This is a genomic window from Streptacidiphilus melanogenes, from assembly GCF_000787835.1.
In the GTDB taxonomy this organism is placed as follows: Bacteria; Actinomycetota; Actinomycetes; order Streptomycetales; family Streptomycetaceae; genus Streptacidiphilus; species Streptacidiphilus melanogenes.
The window spans coordinates 1-20936 of record NZ_BBPP01000003.1; the positions used below are offsets into that span (position 1 = coordinate 1).

Here is a 20936-nt window from a genome sequence, read left to right on the forward strand (position 1 = left end):
ATGCCGACCGAACTCGCCCTGGCCGTCGACATCGCCCCGACCCCGTGGTCGGGCCGCGACGACGGCCCCGGCGCCGAACACCTGCGCTGGCACCACGTCGTCTCCCTCGACCCGTCCGCCGCCCTGCCCGGTGACGCCGCGTTCGTCGGCTTCCGCAGCGACGAGGGCGTGCGCCGCAACCGGGGGCGTCAGGGCGCGGCCGACGGCCCGCGCGAGCTGCGCGCCGCGCTGGCCTCCATGGCCCTGCCGTCGCGTCAGTCCGCCCTGGACGTCGGCGACATCGAGGTCGCCGACGGCGACCTGGAGGCCGGTCACCGCCGCCTCGGCGAGGCGGTCGGCGCTCTCCTCGACCGAGGTCACCGCGTCGCCGTCCTCGGTGGCGGCCACGAGGTCGCCTACGGCAGCTACCTCGGCCTGAACGGCAGCAGGCTGCTCCGGGACGGCGGGCGGCTGGGCGTGCTCAACCTCGACGCCCACTTCGACCTCCGCGACGAACCCCGGCCCAGCTCCGGCACCCCGTTCCTGCAGATGGCCCGGGACGAGGAGGAGGCCGGGCGCCGGCTCAACTACTGGGTTCTCGGCGTCAGCCAGCCCAGCAACACGGCGGCGCTGTTCCGCACCGCCGAGCGCCTGGGCGTGCGCTACCTCCCCGACACCGAGTGCGGCGCACTCGACCGGGCCCGCGTCGAGACCTTCGTCGACGCGTTCCTGGCGAGCTGCGACGTCGTGCACCTGACGATCGACCTCGACGTCCTCCCGGCCGCCTCGGCACCCGGCGTCAGCGCCCCCGCCGCCTACGGCGTGCCGATCGAGATCGTCGAACACGTCTGCACCAAGGTCGCGGCGAGCGGCAAGCCGCTCCTGGTCGACGTGGCGGAGCTCAACCCGGACCTCGACCTGGACCACCGCACCGCCCGCGCCGCGGCGCGCCTGCTCCACCGGATCCTGGTCACCTCGGCCCAGGACGCGGGCTGACGCATCCCCGAACCGGTCGCCGGGCTGCGTGACCCGGACAGCCCGCAGCCCGGCGACCACCAACTCACCGGACGGCGGCGATCGAGGCCTCGTCGTCCGCGCCGAGCGCGCTCCGGACCGCCTCGAGGGCGTCCAGCCGCTTGCGGTCCCAGCCGTCCAGCCGGTCCGGGCGGAGCTCCCCGGCCAGCCCGTCGACGACGGTCGCCGGCAGGGCCCGCTGCCACTCGCGCAGCAGCAGGGCGGGACGCCGGTCGCGGAAGTGGACGGCGTGCGCGACCCGCAGGGCCTTGTGGCGGGTGCCTGCGGGGATCCGTCCGCTGCGCTCCTGGCGTGCCAGCAGCCACCGCACGTTGACCAGGGGGATGGTGACGGGGAGGTAGGTCTCGGGGTCGTAGAGCAGCGCCACGTCGCCGTCCGACTCGATCACTCCCGACTGGTACTGGCGGTAGACCCAGCCGCTGCCGGTCATGCCCAGCGGGCGGCACTCGACCGCGCGCAGCGCGCCCATAGACGACGCCCCGGTCAACCGCAGTCCGGCAGCCAGCACTTCGCGCACCTCGGAGATGCTGACCGACAGCCGCTGCCCGAACTCGCCGTCCAGCATCACGATCAGGTGCCTGGGCGAGGTCTCCGCCAGGTCCAGCAGGTCGAGCCGGCACACGGGCGGGCGCAGCACCAGCTCCCGCCCGCGGGCGGCGGCGAGCGCGCGCAGCGCGTCCAGATCGGCAGGGCGGAGCGAGGGCCCGGTGAAGACCACGACCCCCGCGTGCTCCTCGTCAGCTGAGGCCCAGGCAGAGGCAGACGCAGAGGCAGCGGCAGACGTGGGGGCGACGGCGTCGGTGTTCGGCATCCCGGTCATGACAGCGGTTTCGCCCTTCCGGTCCGGACCAGTTCGCGGTGGAGCCGCAGGCCCAGCCGCCGCGGGTCGTGGTGGTGCACCTCCAGGCCCGGCACGATGACCTTGGTCACCGAGAAGGGCAGGTCCTCCGGGGCGAGTTCGACGGCCAGCACGACCGTCAGCCCCGCCTTCTCCAGCCGGGACAGAACCAGGTCCAGGTCCCCTGCGGTGCTGCCGGTGCTCTCGTTGCGGAACTCGTCCGCGAAGTCCGTCTCGACCCGGTCGAGACTCCACCGCCGGTACATCTCCCGCATCTCCTCGTAGGAGGCGTGCCGTCGGTACGCCTGGGCGTTGAGATCCTCGCGGGCGCCGTTGATGACGGCCAGCCGCGACTGGGCCGCCTCGGTCAGCGCGCGCGTCAGCGAGACCACCGGGTCGGGGCTGCACCCCGCGCCGCCGTTGATGAGCATGCCGTCCTCGGCGTTGGTGTCGTCGGTCGTCGCGAACAGGGCGGGCACGCCGATGTCGTTGACGTAACCGAAGACCTGCACCTCCACGCCCGCCTGCTGGAAGCGTTCCAGCAGCTCCGCCGGACCGGACGGCAGCGAGCGGGGGCGGATCCGGTAGCCGCGCCGCAGCGTCTCGCCGAAGGCGGTGCAGTCCTGTTCCACCGCCTCCAGCAGGCCGTGCAGCAGCGCCTCCTGGGGGTTGTTGCCGGAGGCGAGCCCGATCGTGTTGGAGCGCAGCATGCCGCACTCGCCCGGGAAGGGCGTGAACACCGCCAGCGCCGGCACCAGCACCTCGAGGCCGCTCACCACTTCCCGGGCCGGCCACCAGCTGATCGGCTCTTCCGGTGTCCAGCTGTGGCCGCGCCGCAGCACCAGGCGCCTGGGGTCGAGCACCGGGACGTCCCGCGCGCGCAGCTGGGCGTAGCTCGCCCGCAGCGGCACCCGGTCGCGCGGCGGCTCGCACCAGGTGCGCTCGATGGCCTCCATCAGCGCGGAGACCCGGGAGGTGGCGGCCGTGACGCCCTTGCCGCTGGTGACGGTGTTGAGGCCGGGCGCCGCGCCGGGGCGCATGGTGTGGAAGACCGGGATGCCGAGGATGTCGAGATCGGTGACGTCGGCGACCCGGGTGATCCCGCAACGGGGAAGACAGGCCCTGGCCAGCGCCTCGGTCTGCTCCAGGGTCCGCGAGCGCAGCGAGGTCTCGAAGGAGGTGCCGGGGCCCTGACCCGTCGTCGGGAACCAGTGCTCGAGCGGCGCGGCCTGCGTCGCCGTCGTCGGCGTGACCGTGGTCATCGTGCGCCGGCCTCCTCGTGTCGTCGGGTTCCGTCGGGCCGCTTCGGGGGATCCAGCCGTGCGTGGCAGGCGCGCAGCACCCACGCGTACCAGGCGGCCACGTTGGCCGGTCGTCTGATGGCGTGCTCCTCCTCGGGGAGCAGCATCAGTTCCACGTCGACGCCGCGGGCGTCGAGCAACCGGTACAGGGCCCGCGCCTCGCCGACTGGGACGTGCGGGTCCTCGCACCCGTGCGAGAGCAGCACCTTGACGTCGGTGGGCAGGCCGGCCAGCGAGAGGCTCTCGCGCGCGTAGGCGTCCGCGCCCAGGGGTCCGTACTCGCGCAGCCAGTGCCAGTGCAGGTCGCAGGCGCGGGCCACGGCGGTGAAGTCGGCCCAGCCCGCGTGCCCGGCCACCAGGCGGACGCCGGGCAGCAGCGTGCCCAGGGCCAGCGCCAGGTACCCGCCGAAGCTCCCGCCCATGGTGGCCAGGCGCCGCCCGTCCAGCTCGGGCCGTTCGGCCAGGGCCGCGCGGACCTGCGCGGCCGCGATCGGGGCCACCTCGGTGGTCCAGCGTCCCCAGCCGCGGTCCACCGCCTGCTGGCCGTAGCCGAGCGAGAGCGGCGGATCCGGCATCAGCACGGCGTAGCCGTGGGCGACGAAGGGCCACGGGTTCCACCGCCAGGACCAGTCCGTCCAGCTCAGCAGCGGCCCTCCGTGGCACCAGACCAGCAGTGGCAGCGGGTTCTCGGGGAGGCCCGGGGGCAGGCAGAGCCTGCTGAGCCAGCGGCTGCCGTCGGGGGCCTCGTAGCGGAGCCGCTCCACGCGTCCCGCGGGGGTGAGCGCGGCGGCCGGCGCGAGCAGAACCCGCCCGGTGGGCCCGCCCGGACCCGGCCGGGCGGGTTGGGGGTTCCGGCGCCTCCGGCCGGCGGCAGCCCCGCGGAGTGCGGTCGAGTCGCCCGAGTGATCCGGGCGGATCGGCCGGGCAGTCTCCGGCGCCGGGTCACCGGGCGACAGACCCGTGTCGGCGAGGGGAACGGACACCACCTCGGGCGGCAGGTCGATGTCCGAGCGGACGACCAACGCCTCGCCCTCGGCGGCGGTGACGGTGAGGACGGAGCCCACCAGGTCGGCGACCGGCTCGACCGTTCCCGCGGAGAGGCGCGCCCGCCACAGCAGGCGTCGCCCGTCCCGCTCGCCGAGGCAGAGCAGTTCGTCGGGTCCGTTCCAGCTGCCCGGGCGCAGCCAGTCGGGGTGGTGCGACGCCAAGGGGCGCGGATCCGATCCGTCCACCGGAACCAGGACCGGCTCCTGGCGCGGGCCGAGCCCCGGCGTGGCGACGCGTTCCGAGACGCAGGCGAAGACGGAGCCGTCCGGGGCGGCGACCGGTTCGGTGAGATCGCCGTCGGCCCAGACGACGCGCGCGAGGTGGGGGCGGTCGGGACGGAACAGCAGCAGGCCGAAGCGCCGATGACCGCCGCGCAGGAACCGCACCACCCCGGCGGCCGCGTGCTCGCCGTCCGGGGTCAGCGCCAGCTCCCGGGTCAGTTCCGTGTCGGGTCCGAGGGCGACGGGCAGCAGCTCCAGCGTAGGAACGGTCTCGGCCTTCGGGCCGGACGCTGGCCGGAGGCGGGCGAGACGCAGCACCGCACGGCCCGCTCGCGAGCGGGACCGCGGCCACAGGTCGCCCCGGACCAGCGTCGCCGTCCGTCCGTCCTGGTCCTCCTGAGTCGCGGGGAGGCTCGTCGCGCCGGAAGGCGCCCAACAGGTGATCAGTACTGTCGAGGCGGTGGCGGCGTAGGACTCGACGCCACCGGGCACGCTGAGGACCTGCTGCGGCGTCCGCGGCGCGTCCGCCCGGTGACGCCACAGCGACCTGCCGTGATGGTGCGGCACGTCGCTCCGGGCAGGGCGCCGGTCGGAGAGGAACAGGTAGTCGCCGGCGTCGAGCACGGTCGGGCGGCGGGCCGCCGCGTGCGCGTGCGTCAGCCGCCAACCGCCTGCGGCGGAGGGGGAGTAGCCGAGCAGGTAGGGCACCGGGACCGGGCGCGTGTCGCGCCTCAGTTCGGCTTCGAGGAGCAGCCCGCCGGGCAGGCGGCGGGCTGTTAGCAGCCGCGGCGGGGCGAGCAGGCGGTCCACCAGCTCCTGCCCGTCGCGGACGGTGCCCACCGGCGTCATCCGCTCACGCTCCGCCGGAGCGCCGACGCGCGTCCAGGGTGTCGGCGGCGAGCCGTGCCGCGTCGAGCATCGACAGATGCGCGGTCAGCTCCTCGCGCAGCCAGGCCACCTTCTCGGCCGGGGTCAGGTAGTGGTGGGTCCCGGCGATCCTGTCGGCGCGCTCACCGGCGAGGAAGTCGTTCAGCGCGCGCCGGGCCAGATCGAGGGGGCTGGACCGCAGCACCCGCAGGACCAGCAGCAGCGAGCCCCCGTCGGTGGCCTCGGCCGTGACCCTGCCGGTGACCTCCGCCCGCCGGTCCGGTACGTAGAGGGTGTCACCCGGGTGCAGGGCGACCGGATCGGTCCCCGGCCCCTCCACGGTCCACTGGGACGCGCCGCCGAGCTGGACCAGGAACAGGTGCGCGGCGCCGGGGACGACCGGGACGACGGCTCCCGCCGGGGCCAGCACGACGGAGGCGCGCACGTCCGCGCCGAGCTCGTCGCCCAACCCTGCGGCGGTCCGCTGCAGTTCGGCGTGCCAGTGGTCCGCGCGCTCCAGCTGGACGGTGTGGCCCTCGTCGAACAGCTCCCTGACCGCCGCGCCGTCCACGTAGCCGGGCATCGGTCGCTGGAGCACCACGCGGGTCTTCGTCCACCGGGCAGCCGGCACGGCCGCGCCCTCGCGCAGGACCGCCGCGTAGGGCGCGAGCAGCGGGCCGCCGTCGAGCATCGACCAGATCTGCTCCGCCGTCAGGAACTTTGGGGGGAGCGCGCCGTGGAAACGGACCGGGGAGAGCGCCCAGCTCTCGGAGAGGAACCGGTCCGCGTCACCGACCAGGGCGGTCAGCTGCGGGAGGTCCGCGCCACGGGCCCGCTGGGTCTCTGCCTGCCAGGTCTGGGTCATGACCTCACACCGTCCTGTCCCGCATCGCTGCGACCGCCGTGTCGACCAGGACCCGCCCGTCGACGCTGCCCACCAGATCCAGCAGCGCCTTGGTCACCGCCTCGCCCTCCTCCGCCGGGCTGCGCCGGTGGTCGCGAAGCGGCAGGCCTCCGCCGTCGCCGACGAGGAGCGACAGCAGCGACTCGACGAGGTCCTTCGGGGTCGGCTCGGTGATGGTGAAGGTGAGATGCAGCGAGGTGCCGTTCTTGGCCGTCGCCACGTGCGGGAAGCCGTGCGGCAGGTAGAGGACGTCACCGGGCTCCATCACGAAGCGGTGCGAGTGGCTGTCCACGTCGACGTCCAGCCCCGAGCGGGAGTCGATCTGGCCCTCCTCGTCGTAGATCCGCCACTCCTTGGCGCCCGCGATCTGCACGGCGAGGACGTGCGAGCCGTCGCGGTGCGGCAGCATGCCGGTGTTGTCCCGCGGCGTGTAGAAGAGGTAGCTCTTGAGCTCGGCCGACAGCCGCGCCTCGATCGACTGCATCAGCGCGCGCGTCGGCGCGTGCCAGTCCTCGATCTGGCTGAGCTTCATGGTGGCGCCGTCGGCGAGGAGCCGGCGCACCTGCACCGGGTCGGCGAAGCCGCCGACCGGCCGTCCGCCGACTTCGCGCTTCTTGGTGAACTCCGTGACGGCGGGCTGCTGCCCCTCCTTGAGCATCGTGAAGTACGGCCAGCGCAGCAGGCCGGCGTCGAGGATGCTCTGCACGGCGGCCTCGTCGAGCAGGCCGTCGGTCGGCGAGGCCGCTCGGAACAGGCCGTGCCTGCGGTTCCAGTAACTGCCCAGCAGGTCGTGGTCGTCGATGAGACGAAGGAGGGGGTGCTGATTGTCCATGGCCGGTCCTCGGAAATTCGGTGCAGAATTGAAGCGGTCGCCGGACGTGATTCTGGAGGCGCCCGGAGGCGCCCCCAGGAATTCCCTCGGAAGGGACGAGATCAGGCCTCGTTGATCTCGGACATGGTCATCGGGCGGGACTGCTCCGACAGCTCCTCGACCTCGGAGTCGGCCTCGGAAAGGAGCGCCTCCTCGCTGGTGGAGTCGAGGTTCACCTTCTTGTTGCTGCTGGACATGTTCATCCTCCATCTGGGGACGACGTGTTGGTACGAGCGGATTCCCGCCCGCTGCGAGCAATACTGACGTTACAATCCGAGAATTCCGGGGGGCAAGAGGTTGTCGTCCGGTTCCGCTTCCGGTCCATCGAGGCTCCAGCGATATTTCAGTGCCGCGCGATCCACTGGGAATTCGAGGGGAGCGCAAGAGGAGTTCGAGCGCAATGCGAGGCGTACCGGAACCTGGCCGGCCCGGTGTCAGTGCGCGAGGAAGCGGCTGATCCGCAGCCGCAGCCCCGCCGGGCCGAGCCCGTGGGCGATCGCGTGCTGCCGCGGGCTCCCGTAGTTGCGCAGCTCGTCGTGGCCCACGCCGAGAGCGAGCAGACGGTGCGGCAGATCCACCAGGGCGCGGGCCACTTCGGCCGAGGAGGTTCCGGCGAGGTAGGGCTCGACCAGCACCACCGCGGCCTCCCGCTGACCGTCCAGGGCCGCGCGCAGTCCCGTCGCGTCGAAGGGGCGCACGGTCGCCGCGTACAGGACCGTCACGTCCAGCCCCGCGGTGGCCTCCAGCACGGTGTCGGCGAGCGGCCCGACCGCCACCACGGTGGCGGCGCCGCCCTCGCGCAGCACCCGCAGCCGACCGGTCGCGGCGCCTCCCACCAGGCCGTGTGCCCGGGCGTTGCCCTGGTTGGAGAGCCGCAGGTAGACCAACCCGTCCGCGGCGGCCGCGGCCGTGCGCAGCTGCTGTTCGGCCTCGTCGGGATGACCCGGGACATGGACGGTCCAGTCCGGCAGGGTCGACAGCAGGGCCACATCTCCCGGCGCCTGGTGTGAGCGACCGCCTCCCGCGATGTCGTAGGAGGCCCCGGCGCTGACCAGAACCGCCCCGGCTCCCTGGTGGTTGAGGTCGAGCTTGATCTGCTCGAAGGGCCGCTCGACGAGGAACGGCGCGAAGCTGTGCGCGATCGGCCGCAGGCCCGCCAGGGAGAGTCCGCCGGCCACGCCGATCAGCAGCTGTTCGCGGATGCCGAGGTTCAGCACCCGGTCCGGGTGGCGGCTCCGGGCCCGGTCGAAGAGCTTGGCGCTCAGATCGGCGGTCACCAGGGCCAGCCGCTCGTCCCGGTCCAGCAGGTCGGTGGTCACCTCGACGAATCGTTCCCGCATGATCCCGGGCACGGCGTTCCCCCTCTTCCTTCTCGGTCCTTCGGCTTCCGTGGCGTCAGTGACTGGAGCTGGGCTCCTCCACCTCGGCGACCACCACGTGGGGGCGCCCGGGGGAGTGCTCCTTGAACGCGGCCTCCAGCGCCCCGTGGTCCCGGGCGTCGGCCCGGGCGGTCGACCAGCCCTCGACGGCGAACCTGGCCTCGATGCCCCCCGGCCAGCCGTGACTGGCCGAGGCGTTGTCGATGACGACCACCTTCAGCCGGTCCAGGCCGACCCGCCCCGCGTAGGCGATCGCCTCGTGGTTGGAGCCCTCGTCCAGCTCGCCGTCGCCCAGCAGCACCCACACGTCCGAGTCGGCCAGCCCCCGGGCGCGCAGGCCCAGCGCGGTGCCGACGGCCAGCGGAAGCCCGTGGCCCAGCGATCCGCTGGAGATCTCGACGCCGGGCACCAGCATCCGGTCCGGGTGGTGACCGAGCGGCGACCGGAACACACCGAAGCGCGGCAGCTCCTCACGGGCGAGAAAGCCTCTGGCCGCCAACACCGCGTAGTAGGCCATCGGCCCGTGACCCTTCGACAGGAAGAACCGGTCGCGGTCCTCCGCCATCTCGGGGGTCACCCGCAGCACGCGGTCGTACAGCACCCACAGCACGTCGAGGGTGGAGGTCGCGGCCCAGCTGTGCTTCTCGTCGCCGGTCATCTGCGCCATCAGCGCGTTCAGTTCCGACAGGTCCGCGCGTCCGTCCGAGCCGACGGGGCGCGAGGTCCGGGTCATCGTCACCGTGCTGCTCCGCTCTCGACGCCTGCGACCGTCTCGACGCTCGCGACCTCGCCGTTCCCGACGCTCGCGACGTCCTCGACCTCGACGTTCCCGGCGGCCGCGGCTGCGGCCACCCGCCGGCGCTCGGCGGCGTCCGCCACCGGCACGATCACCAGGCCGGCCACCAGCACGACCACGGCGATCGCGGCCCACCCCCACGCGCGGTAGGAGGTGGTCGCCGCCGCGACGATGCCCGGCCCGAGCACGCCCTGGGCCACGATGTGGAGATGGTAGGCGCCCAGGTACTCGCCCTGCGCGTTCTCGGGCGCCAGCCCGTGGGCCAGACCCCAGCCCGAGGCCGACTGGTCCAACTCGGCCATGGTGAACAGGAGCAGCGACACGCAGAGCACCACCGAGGCGACGACCGCGCCGCCGTAAGCCGTCGCCGCGGCCGCGGCGCAGCCCCCGACCAGCCAGAGACCCGCGCGCCGCGCCAGCCGGGCGGCACCGCGCACGGTCTCCGCGCCCTTGCTCGTGTGGACCTGGAGGAACACGCACAGGATCGTGTTGCCGATCATCAGCACGGGCACCAGCGCGTGCGGCGCGGAGGTCCGCGTCACCGTCCACAGCGGCAGGGCGACCAGCAGGATCGATGCGTGCAGCGCCAGCGGAACCGACAGCGCCGTCACCGACAGGAAGCGCAGGTCGCGCAGGGCGCCCATGGGACGGCGCCCGATGCCGGGCGGGGTGGTGCTGCCGGGCACCCGCAGGATCAGCAGGGCCGCGCCGAGCAGCAGCACCGCGCTCGCCCACGGGAGGACCCGCAACAGGGTGTGCCCGCCGAGCAGCGCCACGGCGGTGAGGGCGCTGCCCACGCTGAAGCCGATGTTGAACATGGTTCGCAGGATCGCCCGCACCTGCACCCGCTGGTCCGGTGGGGTCACCTCGCTGACCAGCGCGCCCAGGGTCGGGCCGACCCCGTACTCGACGAAGCCCACCGCGGAGATCAGCACGTAGAAGGCGACGGCGCTGTGGACGGCCGGGTAGAGCGAGAAGCCGACCACCTGGAGCGCGAAGAGCAGCACCAGCATCCGCTTGGCCCCGACCCGGTCCGCGAGAACCCCGGAGAGGAAGGTCGAGCCGAAGCCCGACAGCGCGGCCGCGGAGCTGCCCAGACCGACCTGGGCGGCCGAGAGCCCGGTGATGCCGGTGAAGTAGATGACGCTGCCGCTGAGGAAGACCCCGCGGCCGATCGCGTAGGCGAGGTTGATCGCGGCCAGTCGGCGCTCGTGCCCGGGCCGCGGCACGACCGCGGCGAGCACGCGCTGCAGGGTCTGCTGCATCTCTCACACTCCTCCAGCCTGAGGCCTCGAGCCGGTGGTGCCCGTCCCGGGCGGCGGTCAGTTCCACGCGGGGCGCCGGGTGGTGGCTCTGCGCGGCCCCGGGACCGTAGCCGGGCGGGCCACAATCCGGGTCGAGCCCGGCCGTCCACGGACTCGAGGGAATCTGGAGCATCGCCACAGGGGTGCTGGAACGACGGTCGAGCAGCGCTGGAGCGTCGGCGCCGCGCCGGTCCGCGCCCGTCGGACCCGCCCTATCCTCATGCCCATGAGGCATCGGGCGCTTGGCAGGAGCGGTCTGAGGGTCAGTGAGATCGCCTACGGCAGCTGGTACAGCACCACGGAGAAGTCGGCCGCGGACGTGGCGCGCGCCGCCCTGGACGCGGGCATCACCACCATCGACACCGCCGACGTGTACGGCGCCACCCGCGCCGAGGCGGTGCTCGGCCAGGTGCTGAAGACCGTCCGGCGGGACTCCGTGGAGATCTGCACGAAGGCCGGCGCACCCGTGGGCGGGGGAGCCAACGCGCGGGGCCTGTCGCGCAAGCACGTGATGGAGTCGGTCCACGCCTCGCTGAAGCGGCTGGGCACCGACTACATCGACCTCTACCAGGCCCACCGCTTCGACGCGCGCACCCCGCTGGAGGAGACCCTGCGCGCCTTCGACGACCTGATCCGGCAGGGCAAGATCCTCTACATCGGCGTCTCCGAGTGGACCGCCGACCAGATCGGCGCGGCCCTGGAGCTCGCGCAGGGGCGGGGACTGGACCGGATCGTCGCCAACCAGCCGCAGTACAACATGCTCTGGCGCGTCATCGAGGCCGAGGTCGCACCCCTGTGCGCCCGCGAGGGCGTGGGCCAGCTCGCCTGGTCGCCGCTGGCGCAGGGGCTGCTCACCGGCAAGTACCGGCCGGGCGAGGCCCCGCCGACAGGCTCGCGCGCGGCGGGCCACGCCCGCTCGCAGATCGCGGACGGGGCCCTCGCGGACGACGTCCTCTCCCGGGTGGCGCTGCTCGCACCGCTCGCGCAGGAGGCCGGACTCACCCTTCCCCAGCTGGCCGTGGCGTGGGTGCTGCACCAGCCCAACGTCTCCGCCGCGATCGTCGGTGCCACCCGCCCGGACCAGATCACCGAGACCGCCGCCGCCTCCGGCGTCGAGCTCGACGACGACCTGCTCAAGCGCATCGACGAGATCCTGGACCCGGTGATCGAACGCGACCCCGCCAAGACCCCTGCGCACCCCACGAGCTACGGCCGATGACGACGACGGTGGAGAACGGGCGCGCGACGACCTCCGTCCGGCTGGTCGAGCCCGCCGACGCCTCGGCGATCCTGGCCCACCTGACCGAGGACGCCGCGGCCCTCGCCCGCTGGCAGCCCGCCCGTCCACAGGGCTTCTACACCGGGCCCGCCCAGACGGAACGGATCGACCGCGCCCTCGACGACCACCGCGCCGGCCGGACCTGGCCCGGCGTGATCCTCGCCGACGGCGTCGTCATCGGCCAGATCACGGTCGCCACCATCCTCCGCGGCCCCCTCGGTAAGGGCTTCCTCAGCTACTGGGTCTCCTCCCGCGCCCAAGGCCACGGACACGCGAGCCGCGCCGTCGACGCGGTCCTCCACCTGATGTCGACCGAACTCGGCCTCCACCGCGCCGAGGCCCACACCCAGGTCGACAACCTCGCCTCCCACCACGTCCTCCGCACCAACGGCTTCTCCCCCTGGGGGCTCGCCCACCACCACATCCACATCAACGGCAGCTGGCGCGACGAGATCTTCTGGGAACGCCTCCTCGGCTGACCCGTCCGCCGCGCCGCTCCGGCACGAGCTCGACGACCACGTCGTCACACCCGGCCGCCGAAGAAGACCTGGACGTCGCGGATCAGGCCGTCATGGACGGTGATGGCCTCGATGTTGCGGTACCGCTCGCCCGAGGTGAGTCGGTACTCGTAGTGGACGAAGACGAGTTCGGGGTCGGCCGGGGTGACGTGCAGCAGCCGCTGTTCGGTGAACCGGTCGGCGGTGGGGAAGCAGCGGGCGAAGAACGCGCGCTTGTCGATGCGGTCGTCCTGCGGGCTGGTGAACGTGAAGTCCTCCGCGTACAGGGGGAGGGCCGCCTCGCGGTCCTGGGCCCGGTAGTGGGCGAAGGCCGCCCTGACCACGCTCGACGCGTCGACGCTCATCCGGCGCACCTCCTCGGTTCGGCCGGTCCCGGCCGTCTCCCAGCAGGGTAGGCCCCCGGAAATCCGGTTGCCCGCCGGAGAGGGGCCGGAGAGGATCCCCGGGTGACGACGACACTCTGCAGCCGACCGCCGAAGACCTGCCCCTTCACGCCTGCAGAGGACCACGACCGTGAACTACACCATTCGCGCGTACACGCCCGCTGACGAGAACTCCTGGCTGCGCTGCCGGGTGCTCGCCTTCCTGGACACCGCCTTCTACGACTCCGTCGTCCCCGCGAAGCCGGACATCGCCGCGCCCGGGCTCGAACTCGTCGCCCTCGACGGGGCGGGGGCCGTCGTCGCCATCCTGGATGCCGGGATCGAGGGGGAGTTGGCGACCATCGACACCATCGCCGTGCACCCGGACCACAGGCGGCGGGGGCTGGGGCGGCAGTTGCTGGAGCGGGCCAGGGAGTGGGCCCGTGCCGCGGGCGCGAGCACGCTCGACGCCTGGACCAGGGACGACGTGGACACGCTGGCCTGGTACCGCTCCTCGGGCTTCGCCGAGAGCGACCACTACCTGCACGTCTACGCGTTCCACTACACCGACCCCGCCGAGCCGCGACGCGCGGTCGCCGAGGCGCGGCCGGGGCTGCGGCCCATCCTGGTGTTCGCGCACGCGCCGCTCGCGGACGAGCAGCGGCTCCGGGGCGAGTTCTCCCGGGTGCACGTCGACCGGCGTTTCTCGATGCCGGTCTGACGTGATGTCAGTCCTCGCCCGCAGGGGAGTCCAGGCGGAGCAAGGCCTGCTCGTGCGGGGTGTCCGGCTCTGCCTGGTAGACGACCATGCGCTGGCCGCCCGTGCGGGCGAGACGCATGACCTCGTACGTCAACGTCATGGGACCGACGTGGGGATGGCGGAAGTTCTTCTCCCCGCCGCCGCGCTCGCAGACGTCGTACCGGTCCCACAGCCGCGCGAACTCGGGGGACTTCACCACCAGTTCGCCGATCAGGCAGGTCAGCTCCGGGTCGTCGGGGTCGGCCCCGGCGACCGCGCGCAGGTGGGCCACCGAGAGCGCGACGGTCTCCTCCCACGGCTCGTAGAGCGTGCGGCCGACGGGGTGGAGGAACATGTAGCGGGTCAGGTTGCGCTGCTTCTGCGGCCACTCCCACAGGCCGGGCAGGAGCCGGCGGCCGGGCTGGTTCGCCGCCAGGAGGCGGTTGTAGCGGCTCACCACGTAGGCGGGCAGCGGGCGGACCGACTCCAGCAGGCGCAGCACCGAGTCGCGGACCGTGTCGTCCGAGCTGGCCGGCAGCTCGGAGACCCGGCCGGAGGCCAGCTCCGCGAGCTCGTGCAGGCGCTCGTACGCGTCGCCGCGCAGGCGCAGCGCGCGGCCGAGGGCGTCCACGACGGCGGTGGAAGGGTTGGTCTCCCGGCCACGCTCCAGGCGGATGTAGTAGTCCACGCTCACCCCGGCGAGCGTGGCCAGCTCCTCACGGCGCAGGCCGGGCGTGCGCCGCAGGCCCGCCCCGGCGGGAAGGCCGACGTCCTCCGGGCGCACCTGCGCGCGGCGGGCCTTCAGATACCGGCCGAGTTCGGTGCCCCGCGCGTCCACTGCTGTCGCCATCGGCCCATTGTGGCAGGTGGGGGCCGTGCGTGGGGGGCCGTGTCAGGGCCTGGAACGCGGCACCCCGGTACGGCGCGGTCTCCCACACGCCCGGGGCAGGGGAGGAAAGTGGATCTCGCAGCGGGCGGCCCGGCCGCCGGGGCCCAGGGGGTGCACGACACCGGGCCGCGGCCCCGGCGGGATGCGGCCGCCCGCGCGTCCGCGACGGACGGACACCAGCCACACCTGCCTACGGGGGTTCACCATGCCTGCCACACACGCCGCGACGACGACCGCGGCACCGCGAGGACGGCAGCCGCGCCCGGCCCGGCCGACTCCCGCCGGGCGCGGGCGCACCGGCCTCGCGCTGGTCGCCTCCCTGCTCGGATTCACCGTCATCACCATCGACGTCTCCGCCGTGAACATCGCGCTGCCCGCGATCCGCGACTCCCTCAGCGGCGGCATGGCCGGACTCCAGTGGGTCGTCGACGCCTACACCCTGATGTTCGCGGCGCTGATGCTCTCCGCGGGCGCGCTCGCGGACCGTGCCGGTGCGCGCCGCGCCTACGCCTGGGGCGTGGCCCTGTTCACCCTCGCGTCGCTGGGCTGCGCGCTCGCGCCCGGCATCGGCGCGCTGGTCGCGGCCCGGGTCGCGCAGGGCGGCGCCGCCGCTGTCGTGATGCCCGCGTCGCTGGCGCTCATCCGGCAGGCCTACGAGGACGCCCGGGCGCGCGCCCGCGCCATCGCGCTCTGGACGGTCGGCGGATCGGTCGCGATGGCGGCAGGCCCGGTGCTGGGCGGGCTGCTCACCGACACCGCCGGCTGGCGCGCGGTGTTCCTGCTCAACCTGCCCGTCGGCGCGGTGATCCTGGCCCTGCTGCTCCGCGTTCCCCGCTCCCCGCGGCGGCCCGCCGCGCTCGACCTCGGCGGCCAGTTCAGCGCTGTTCTCGCACTGGCCGGGCTGGCCTTCACCGTGATCGAGGGCGGCCATCTGGGCTGGACCAGCGCCCCCGTCCTGGCGGCCGCGGCGCTCACCGTCGCCGGTGGGTGCGCCTTCCGGGTCGTCGAGGCCCGGCACCGCCAGCCCATGGTGCCTCTCGGCATGCTGACGGACCGGCGGGTGGCCGTGCCGCTGGTCGTCGGGTTCGCCGTCAACGCCGCCTTCTACGGCGGGATCTTCCTGCTCGGCCTCTACTACCAGCAGCTGCGCGGGATGTCCGGTCTGGAGGCCGGGTTGATGTTCATCCCGATGTCCGCCGTGGTGACGGCCACCAACCTGGTCTCGCCGCGGCTCGCCGAGCGGATCGGACGGCGGCCGGTGATCGTCGCCGGGCAGGTGGTCTTCACGGGAGCGATGCTGGCCATGCTGCCGCTGGCTGCGCGCACCCCGGTGTGGCTGGTGCTCGTCCTGCTCGTCCCGCTCAGCGTCGGCGGTGCGCTGCTCGTCCCCGCGCTGACCGCGCTGCTGATGGACGCCGTCCCGATGGAGCGCGCCGGGACCGCGTCGGGACTGCTCAACTCCCTGCGCCAGACCGGCGGCGCGCTTGCCGTCGCCCTCTTCGGCAGCCTGCTGGCCGCCCCGGACGGGGGCTTCTCCCTCGCCGGCATGCGCGCCGGGCTTCTCGCGGTCGCCGGCCTGCTCCTGGCCACCGCCGCCCTCTCCCGCCTCTTCCTGCCCCGCGGTTGACCGCGGCGGCTCCCGGCGGCGACGGCCAACGAGCGAACGGCGGGAGGAGGATGGGTCCATGGACGTCCTCGGTGTCGATGCCTGCGGGAAGCACGGATGGATCGGAGTCGGGCTGGTGGACGGCGCCTACGCCGGCACCCTGGTGGAGCTGCGGCTCGACGCGCTGATCGAGCGCGCGGGGAACGTCCGGGCCGTCGCGGTGGACATGCCGCTGGGACTGCTGGAAGCCGGCTGGCGTCGCGCGGACCTGGAGGCGAGGCTGCACCTGGGAGCGCGGCGCAGCAGCGTGTTCCTGGTGGCGCCCCGGGTGGTGTGGCGGGAGACGGACTACGCCGCGGCCGCCGCGCGCTGCCGGGAACTGACCGGGAACGGCCTGAGCCGCCAGGCGTGGGCGCTGGCGCCGAAACTGCTGGAGGCGCGCGCGTGCTGGCTGCGTGACCCGGGCCGGGTCCACGAGGTCCACCCGGAGCTGTCGTTCCAGGCCCTGGCCGGCGGGACGACGCTCAGCCACGCCAAGAAGACCTGGCGCGGCCAGAACCTGCGTCGCGCCCTGCTGGCCGGTGCGGGGATCGTGCTCCCGGACTCGCTGGGTGAGGGCGACCGGATCCCCGCCGACGACGTGCTCGACGCGGCCGCCGCGGCCTGGTCCGCGCGGCGGATCGTCCTCGGGACCTCCGGGCGCGTCCCGGCCTCGCCCGAACACGACGCCGCGGGAAGGGACGTGGCGATCCGCTGGTGACGGCCCCTCGACCGGCGCGTCGTTACGGGTGCCCGAACGCGGCCGTCACCAGCAGCGTCATGACCACTGAGACGAGGACGGCGACGGCGACCCACGGGGTGAGCCGGCCCGGCCCGTCCGCCGCCGCGTCCGCGCCCGCCGCGTCCGGCGCCGTGGCGCGGCTGACCAGGCAGGCGGGGCAGGGGCGCGCGGGGAAGGGGACGCGCACGTTGCGGCTGCTCAGTCCGACGGCGGGGAAGGTGGCGCGGACACCGGGCGAGGTGGGAGTCAGCCCGTGCAGGTAGATCGCGTTGCGTTCGGGGTCGAGGATGCCCGCGCGGTCGTCGGCGGGGTGGGCCAGCGCGGTCACCACCTGGGCCGTAGCCAGCGAGACCAGCTGGATGTCGACGCGCGCGCCGCGCGCCGCGTCGACGTCGGCCGTGCCGCGCCGGAACGCCACCGCGCACTCGTAGCAAGGGGTGCGCCGGTCCGGCAGCACCCAGAGGATCTCGCCCACCTCCGCGTCGCGGATCCGGGGATCCACCCAGACGGCCGGGTAGACGGCGGGTCGTCCCACCTCCAGGGCGAGGGCGTTGACGTGGCGTTGGCAGGCCGGGGAGTCGGTCGCGGCCACGACCACGTCGGCCTCGCGCACCAGCGCGCGCTGCTGCTCGTCGGGCAGTTCCAGGAAGTCCGCGTGCAGGCCGGTGGCCTCGCACGGCGGGAACGCCCGGCCGATCGCGGCGGCCAGGGCCGGAGCCTTGGGCCGGCCCAGCTGAGGCGCACCCAGCGGGTGGCGCACCAGGTTCTCCGGTTCCAGCACGTCGCGGTCGACCAGACGGAGCGGACTGAAGCCGATCCGGGCGAGTTCTTCCGCGAGGAACCCGCCGACCGCACCCGCGCCGACGACCAGGACCGCGCCCGTCAGGCGACGGTGCCGCGCCCAGACGCGGTCCTCGGTCGGCTCAGTCGGCCCGAGGGGGTCAGGCCCCGTGGGCCCGGTCGCCCCCGTCAATCGAAGGTCCAGCGGGCCACCCGGACCGGCCCAGGCCGGTCCCGCGGATCTCCGTCGGGCTGTTCCTCCGGCTTGAGCTCCCCGGTCTCGGCGTCGAGGAACCACTCCTGCTCGCTCTCCCGCGCCTCCTGCGGTGTCAGCTCCGCCTCCTGCAGGATCTCCGGTGCCGCGCCCATGTGAAGCCCTCCTTCCAGCCCTGCTCCAGGGCTGCTGCGGACCACTCGGGTGTACACGCCGAACCGTGCCCGCCACACCGGGTGGGGGACGCCGGCGCCCTTCCACGCTACGCCGCCGCGCCCGACCTCGCCGGTCGGGCACGGGCCCGTGGACGCCGCGGCGGCGCGTCGACGGCCCGTCAGTCCGGTGGCGGGAGGGCGGAGCGGTAGGCGGTGCGGCAGGTCTCGCACCGGTGCCCGGGGAGCTCCTCCAGGTCGGCGATCCGGCCGGTCTCGGCGTTCGGAGCCAGGTGGTAGCCGCACAGCCCCGACTGCTCGTCCGCGCGGACGACGTGCCACATGTGGACGCGCCGACCGCCGCCGGGGACGGGGCGGTGCTCGGCCTTCAGTTCGTATTGGTGCAGCATGGCGGCCGACCTCCTGTGCGACGCGTGGGGCGCCGGACGGTCCCAGCGTATCCCCGGGTGTGCCGAGGCGAGCGGACCTCAGGCCCGGACGGCGTACTCGAGCGCGCGTTCGGGGGAACGCGCCAGCAGGGCGAGGCCCTCGGCGGTCCGGGTCTCCGGCGCGTCCGCCGCCCGGAGCGGGACGTCGACCAGCTCCTGCAGGCGTTCCCGCGCCCAGCCGCTCCCGGCCAGTCCGCCGGTGAGCACGACGCCGTGCTCGGCGATCTCGGCCCGCAGCTCCTCCGGGCAGCGGGCCAGGGTGACCCGGATCGCGCCCGCCATCTCCAGCAGGACGGGTCGGCACGCCTGCCGCACCTCGTCGGCGCGCACGTAGACCACCTGGTTGGCGTCCGTGCCGAGGTGCCGCCCGCGCGTCTGCAGCGGCGTCGCAGCGGCCGCCGGGCCGTCCGCCCCGCCGCCGATCCGCAGGGCCTCGGCGGCGACGGGCCCGAGGGCCGCCTGGTGCTCCCGGCGCACCCAGCCCGCCACGGCCTCGTCGAGGGCGTCCCCGCCGAGCGGCAGCGAGGTGGCGTCGACCATCCGTCCGCGGGCGAACACGGCGACGTCGACGGTCCCCGCGCCGAGGTCCACCAGCATGCCGCCCCTGCCGTCCGTGAACGGCAGCGCTCCGCCCAGCGCCGCGGCCACGGGCGCAGGGACGACCACGACCTGGTGGGCGCCCACCCGCAGCAGCGCCTGCTCCAGCGTCCTGACCTGCACCGAGGAGCTGTCGACGGGGGCGGCGGTCACCACCGTGCGGCGTCGCGCGAGGCGCGACGGGCGGACGTGGTCCAGCGCGTACCGGGCCAGCAGCAGCGCCGCCTCGAAGTCGGCCACCCGGCCGGCGGCCACGGCGCGGCGGATGGTCAGGCCGTGCGGCAGGCGGCCGATCATCCTGTGCGCGGACGCCCCGAGGGCGCAGGCATGCCCCTGCTGCTCGTCGAGGGCGATGAGGGACGGCTCGTCGAGCACGGGGCCGCGCTGGGGATGCCAGACGCGGATCCTGGCCGTGCCCAGGTCGACGGCGGCCACCGAGGTCATCCAGTCTCGCCGCACGAGTGCTCCTCTCCCTGAGGCACGTCACTTTCTCCACCACATCGAGCACCACGGTGGACCGTGTACCGCCGGGGCCGCCAAGCGTGGGGCTCCGATCGGACCAACGAGGCCGCCCGTGCGGCGTACGGCGGGCGCGTCCGGGCCCCGGCGCGTCGGGGCACCGGCGCGGCCTGAGCCCCGGCGACGCGGGGTCGGCCGGTTCGGCGCTGCGGCCGGGCAGGGACAGGCGCCCCTGCACAGGCCCGTCCGTGGCCGAGGATCGCGTCGGCAAGGCCCATGTTCCGGACGCTCCACTTTTATTGACAGTCCGTCAGCTTCCCTGCGACGCTTCCATGGCCCATCGGAGCCCAGTTCCGGGAGAGTCCAGGGAGGAACCTGTGCTGTCACTGCCGTTACTCCCGCCTCGCCGCCCTCCGGGGCGGTTCGTGCGGGTCTGGGGGCGGGCCGTGCACCTCGTCGACGAGGGCGGCCGACAGCCTGGTGGCGCCGTCGCGCTGCTGGAGTCCGGCCTCGGCGGCTCATGGCTCGGCTGGGACCCGGTCGTCTCGGAGCTGCGCCCCGGGCTCCGGCCCGGCGACGACGGCCTGCGCGTGCTGCGCGCCGACCGGCCGGGCCTCGGGCGCAGCCAGCCTGCCCCGGGCGTGCCGAGCCTCGCGTTACGCGCCGCCTGGAGCGCCGCCCTGCTCGACGCCGTCGGCGTCCGCGCGCCGGTGGTCGTCTGCGGGCACTCGCTCGGGGGCCTGTACAGCGAGGCGTTCGCGCGGCTCCACCGGGAGCGGGTCGCGGGGGCCGTGCTGGTGGAGGCGCACGCGCCGAACGTGACCGGCGAGGTGCTCGGACGCCGCGACGCCCGGGTGCGCGCCGCCCGCGTCGTCGGCGGCGCCTTCCGGCATGCCGGGCTGAGCCAGCTGGTGGCTCCGGGCGTGCGCCGGCTCGGGATGCGCACCCAGTCGGTCCGCCGTGGCGACCAGTCCGACGTCGGGGACGCCTACCGCTCCGCCTACGGCGCGGGTCACTGTCTGACGGAGGCGCTGGTCGAGCGTGTCCTGGTCCGCGACCTCCTCGCCGAGCTGGCGGAGCTGCGCGAGAGCGCGCCCTTCCCCGAGGTGCCGCTGTGCGTGCTCTCGGCCCCCGGCGCCGACCGCGAGGTGTACGAGGCGCAGGCGAAGATGAGCCCGCAGGGCCGCCACGTCGAGGTGGACGGGGCCCTGCACCTGATGCCGGTGGACCGGCCGGACGCCATCGCCGACGCGGTCCGCACGGTCGCGGACGAGCCGCTGTCCGACGGCCCGCCGCCGAGACGCCCGCGCCGCGACGCCGTCGACGGCCTCGACGTCGTCTACGACGCCTGCCCGTAGACGACGAGCGGGACGTGGTGCTGCTGCGGCGTCGGCGCGTCGGGCCTGACCTGGCCCGCGGCGGCCGCGGCCGTGAACGCCGCGGCGGCGAGCAGGACTGCGAGCAGCGCACCGAGCGTCGTGAGGTTCGATCGGGAGAACACGGCACCACCCCAAGGGATCGACTGCGCCAGAAGTCCTGCGGTTCGAGGCTATTGACGAGCCGTCAGGA

The 20936-nt window shown here is 74.3% G+C and carries 23 protein-coding genes; 7 read left to right on the top strand and 16 right to left on the bottom strand.

Annotation, left to right across the window (positions count from 1 at the left end):
- Positions 1 to 975, top strand: a 975-nt coding sequence (gene hutG, locus TR49_RS03815; RefSeq protein ID WP_042377159.1) for a formimidoylglutamase, incomplete at its 5' end; no start/stop codon positions are given.
- Positions 976 to 1039: 64 nt separating this feature from the next.
- On the opposite strand, the gene TR49_RS03820 is transcribed toward hutG, so the two are convergent.
- The 9 genes from TR49_RS03820 to TR49_RS03855 all read right to left on the bottom strand — a co-directional run bounded on the left by TR49_RS03820 (position 1040) and on the right by TR49_RS03855 (position 10503).
- Positions 1040 to 1732: a TfuA-like protein gene (locus TR49_RS03820; protein ID WP_052433988.1), complete on the bottom strand. Its 693-nt coding sequence runs from the start codon at positions 1730 to 1732 to the stop codon at positions 1040 to 1042.
- A 98-nt stretch (positions 1733 to 1830) separates the two neighbouring features.
- A complete protein-coding gene (locus tag TR49_RS03825) occupies positions 1831 to 3114 on the bottom strand; it encodes a YcaO-like family protein (protein ID WP_052433989.1) in 1284 nt (427 codons plus the stop codon).
- Complete coding sequence (locus TR49_RS39615) at positions 3111 to 5270, bottom strand: S9 family peptidase (protein ID WP_052433990.1); 2160 nt, start codon at positions 5268 to 5270, stop codon at positions 3111 to 3113. Before TR49_RS39615 ends, TR49_RS03825 begins: the two co-directional genes overlap by 4 nt.
- Positions 5271 to 5274: 4 nt before the next feature.
- Positions 5275 to 6153 (bottom strand): hypothetical protein, encoded by an 879-nt coding sequence (locus tag TR49_RS03835; protein ID WP_042377160.1) that lies wholly within the window; start codon positions 6151 to 6153, stop codon positions 5275 to 5277.
- A gap of 4 nt (positions 6154 to 6157) precedes the next feature.
- Positions 6158 to 7024 carry a JmjC domain-containing protein gene (locus TR49_RS03840; RefSeq protein ID WP_042377161.1) on the bottom strand — a complete coding sequence of 289 codons (867 nt, stop codon included), beginning with the start codon at positions 7022 to 7024 and terminating at the stop codon, positions 6158 to 6160.
- Positions 7025 to 7125: 101 nt separating this feature from the next.
- Positions 7126 to 7260: a hypothetical protein gene (locus TR49_RS46280; RefSeq protein WP_268874050.1), complete on the bottom strand. Its 135-nt coding sequence runs from the start codon at positions 7258 to 7260 to the stop codon at positions 7126 to 7128.
- 237 nt (positions 7261 to 7497) lie between these two features.
- Positions 7498 to 8403: a transketolase family protein gene (locus TR49_RS03845; RefSeq protein ID WP_042377713.1), complete on the bottom strand. Its 906-nt coding sequence runs from the start codon at positions 8401 to 8403 to the stop codon at positions 7498 to 7500.
- 55 nt (positions 8404 to 8458) lie between these two features.
- A complete protein-coding gene (locus TR49_RS03850; protein WP_042377162.1) occupies positions 8459 to 9175 on the bottom strand; it encodes a thiamine pyrophosphate-binding protein in 717 nt (238 codons plus the stop codon).
- A 2-nt stretch (positions 9176 to 9177) separates the two neighbouring features.
- On the bottom strand, positions 9178 to 10503 hold the full coding sequence (locus tag TR49_RS03855) for an MFS transporter (protein WP_052433991.1): 1326 nt from the start codon (positions 10501 to 10503) through the stop codon (positions 9178 to 9180).
- Between the two features lie 265 nt (positions 10504 to 10768).
- Here TR49_RS03855 and TR49_RS03860 point away from each other — a divergent pair, with 265 nt between their 5' ends.
- Entirely contained in the window at positions 10769 to 11761 is a 993-nt protein-coding gene (locus TR49_RS03860) for an aldo/keto reductase family protein (protein ID WP_042377163.1), read from the top strand.
- Positions 11758 to 12300, top strand: coding sequence for a GNAT family N-acetyltransferase (locus TR49_RS03865; protein WP_042377169.1), 543 nt, complete (start codon positions 11758 to 11760; stop codon positions 12298 to 12300). Before TR49_RS03860 ends, TR49_RS03865 begins: the two co-directional genes overlap by 4 nt.
- A gap of 44 nt (positions 12301 to 12344) precedes the next feature.
- Here TR49_RS03865 and TR49_RS03870 read toward each other — a convergent pair whose 3' ends face one another.
- Complete coding sequence (locus tag TR49_RS03870; protein ID WP_042377170.1) at positions 12345 to 12683, bottom strand: nuclear transport factor 2 family protein; 339 nt, start codon at positions 12681 to 12683, stop codon at positions 12345 to 12347.
- Between the two features lie 169 nt (positions 12684 to 12852).
- Between TR49_RS03870 and TR49_RS03875 the strand changes: the two genes are divergently transcribed.
- Positions 12853 to 13422, top strand: coding sequence for a GNAT family N-acetyltransferase (locus tag TR49_RS03875; protein ID WP_042377172.1), 570 nt, complete (start codon positions 12853 to 12855; stop codon positions 13420 to 13422).
- 7 nt (positions 13423 to 13429) lie between these two features.
- Here TR49_RS03875 and TR49_RS03880 read toward each other — a convergent pair whose 3' ends face one another.
- Positions 13430 to 14290, bottom strand: a complete 861-nt coding sequence (locus TR49_RS03880; protein ID WP_042377173.1) for a helix-turn-helix domain-containing protein — start codon at positions 14288 to 14290, stop codon at positions 13430 to 13432.
- Positions 14291 to 14534: 244 nt separating this feature from the next.
- Between TR49_RS03880 and TR49_RS03885 the strand changes: the two genes are divergently transcribed.
- Positions 14535 to 15956, top strand: a complete 1422-nt coding sequence (locus TR49_RS03885; RefSeq protein WP_042377175.1) for an MFS transporter — start codon at positions 14535 to 14537, stop codon at positions 15954 to 15956.
- 58 nt (positions 15957 to 16014) lie between these two features.
- Positions 16015 to 16695, top strand: coding sequence for a DUF429 domain-containing protein (locus tag TR49_RS03890; RefSeq protein ID WP_042377177.1), 681 nt, complete (start codon positions 16015 to 16017; stop codon positions 16693 to 16695).
- A 22-nt stretch (positions 16696 to 16717) separates the two neighbouring features.
- Here the strand turns inward: TR49_RS03890 and TR49_RS03895 are convergent, their stop codons facing one another.
- The 4 genes from TR49_RS03895 to TR49_RS03910 form a co-directional block, all read right to left on the bottom strand.
- On the bottom strand, positions 16718 to 17689 hold the full coding sequence (locus TR49_RS03895; RefSeq protein ID WP_042377179.1) for a HesA/MoeB/ThiF family protein: 972 nt from the start codon (positions 17687 to 17689) through the stop codon (positions 16718 to 16720).
- Complete coding sequence (locus TR49_RS43495) at positions 17686 to 17865, bottom strand: hypothetical protein (protein ID WP_042377181.1); 180 nt, start codon at positions 17863 to 17865, stop codon at positions 17686 to 17688. Before TR49_RS43495 ends, TR49_RS03895 begins: the two co-directional genes overlap by 4 nt.
- A 179-nt stretch (positions 17866 to 18044) precedes the next feature.
- Positions 18045 to 18272, bottom strand: coding sequence for a hypothetical protein (locus TR49_RS03905; protein ID WP_042366112.1), 228 nt, complete (start codon positions 18270 to 18272; stop codon positions 18045 to 18047).
- A gap of 78 nt (positions 18273 to 18350) precedes the next feature.
- Positions 18351 to 19367 (bottom strand): rod shape-determining protein, encoded by a 1017-nt coding sequence (locus TR49_RS03910; protein ID WP_152627049.1) that lies wholly within the window; start codon positions 19365 to 19367, stop codon positions 18351 to 18353.
- A 446-nt stretch (positions 19368 to 19813) separates the two neighbouring features.
- On the opposite strand from TR49_RS03910, the gene TR49_RS03915 reads away from it, so the two are divergent.
- Positions 19814 to 20725 (top strand): alpha/beta fold hydrolase, encoded by a 912-nt coding sequence (locus TR49_RS03915; protein WP_052433992.1) that lies wholly within the window; start codon positions 19814 to 19816, stop codon positions 20723 to 20725.
- On the opposite strand, the gene TR49_RS43500 is transcribed toward TR49_RS03915, so the two are convergent.
- Positions 20707 to 20868, bottom strand: coding sequence for a hypothetical protein (locus tag TR49_RS43500; protein WP_160311529.1), 162 nt, complete (start codon positions 20866 to 20868; stop codon positions 20707 to 20709). The genes TR49_RS03915 and TR49_RS43500 overlap by 19 nt on opposite strands.
- Positions 20869 to 20936: the final 68 nt, after the last annotated feature.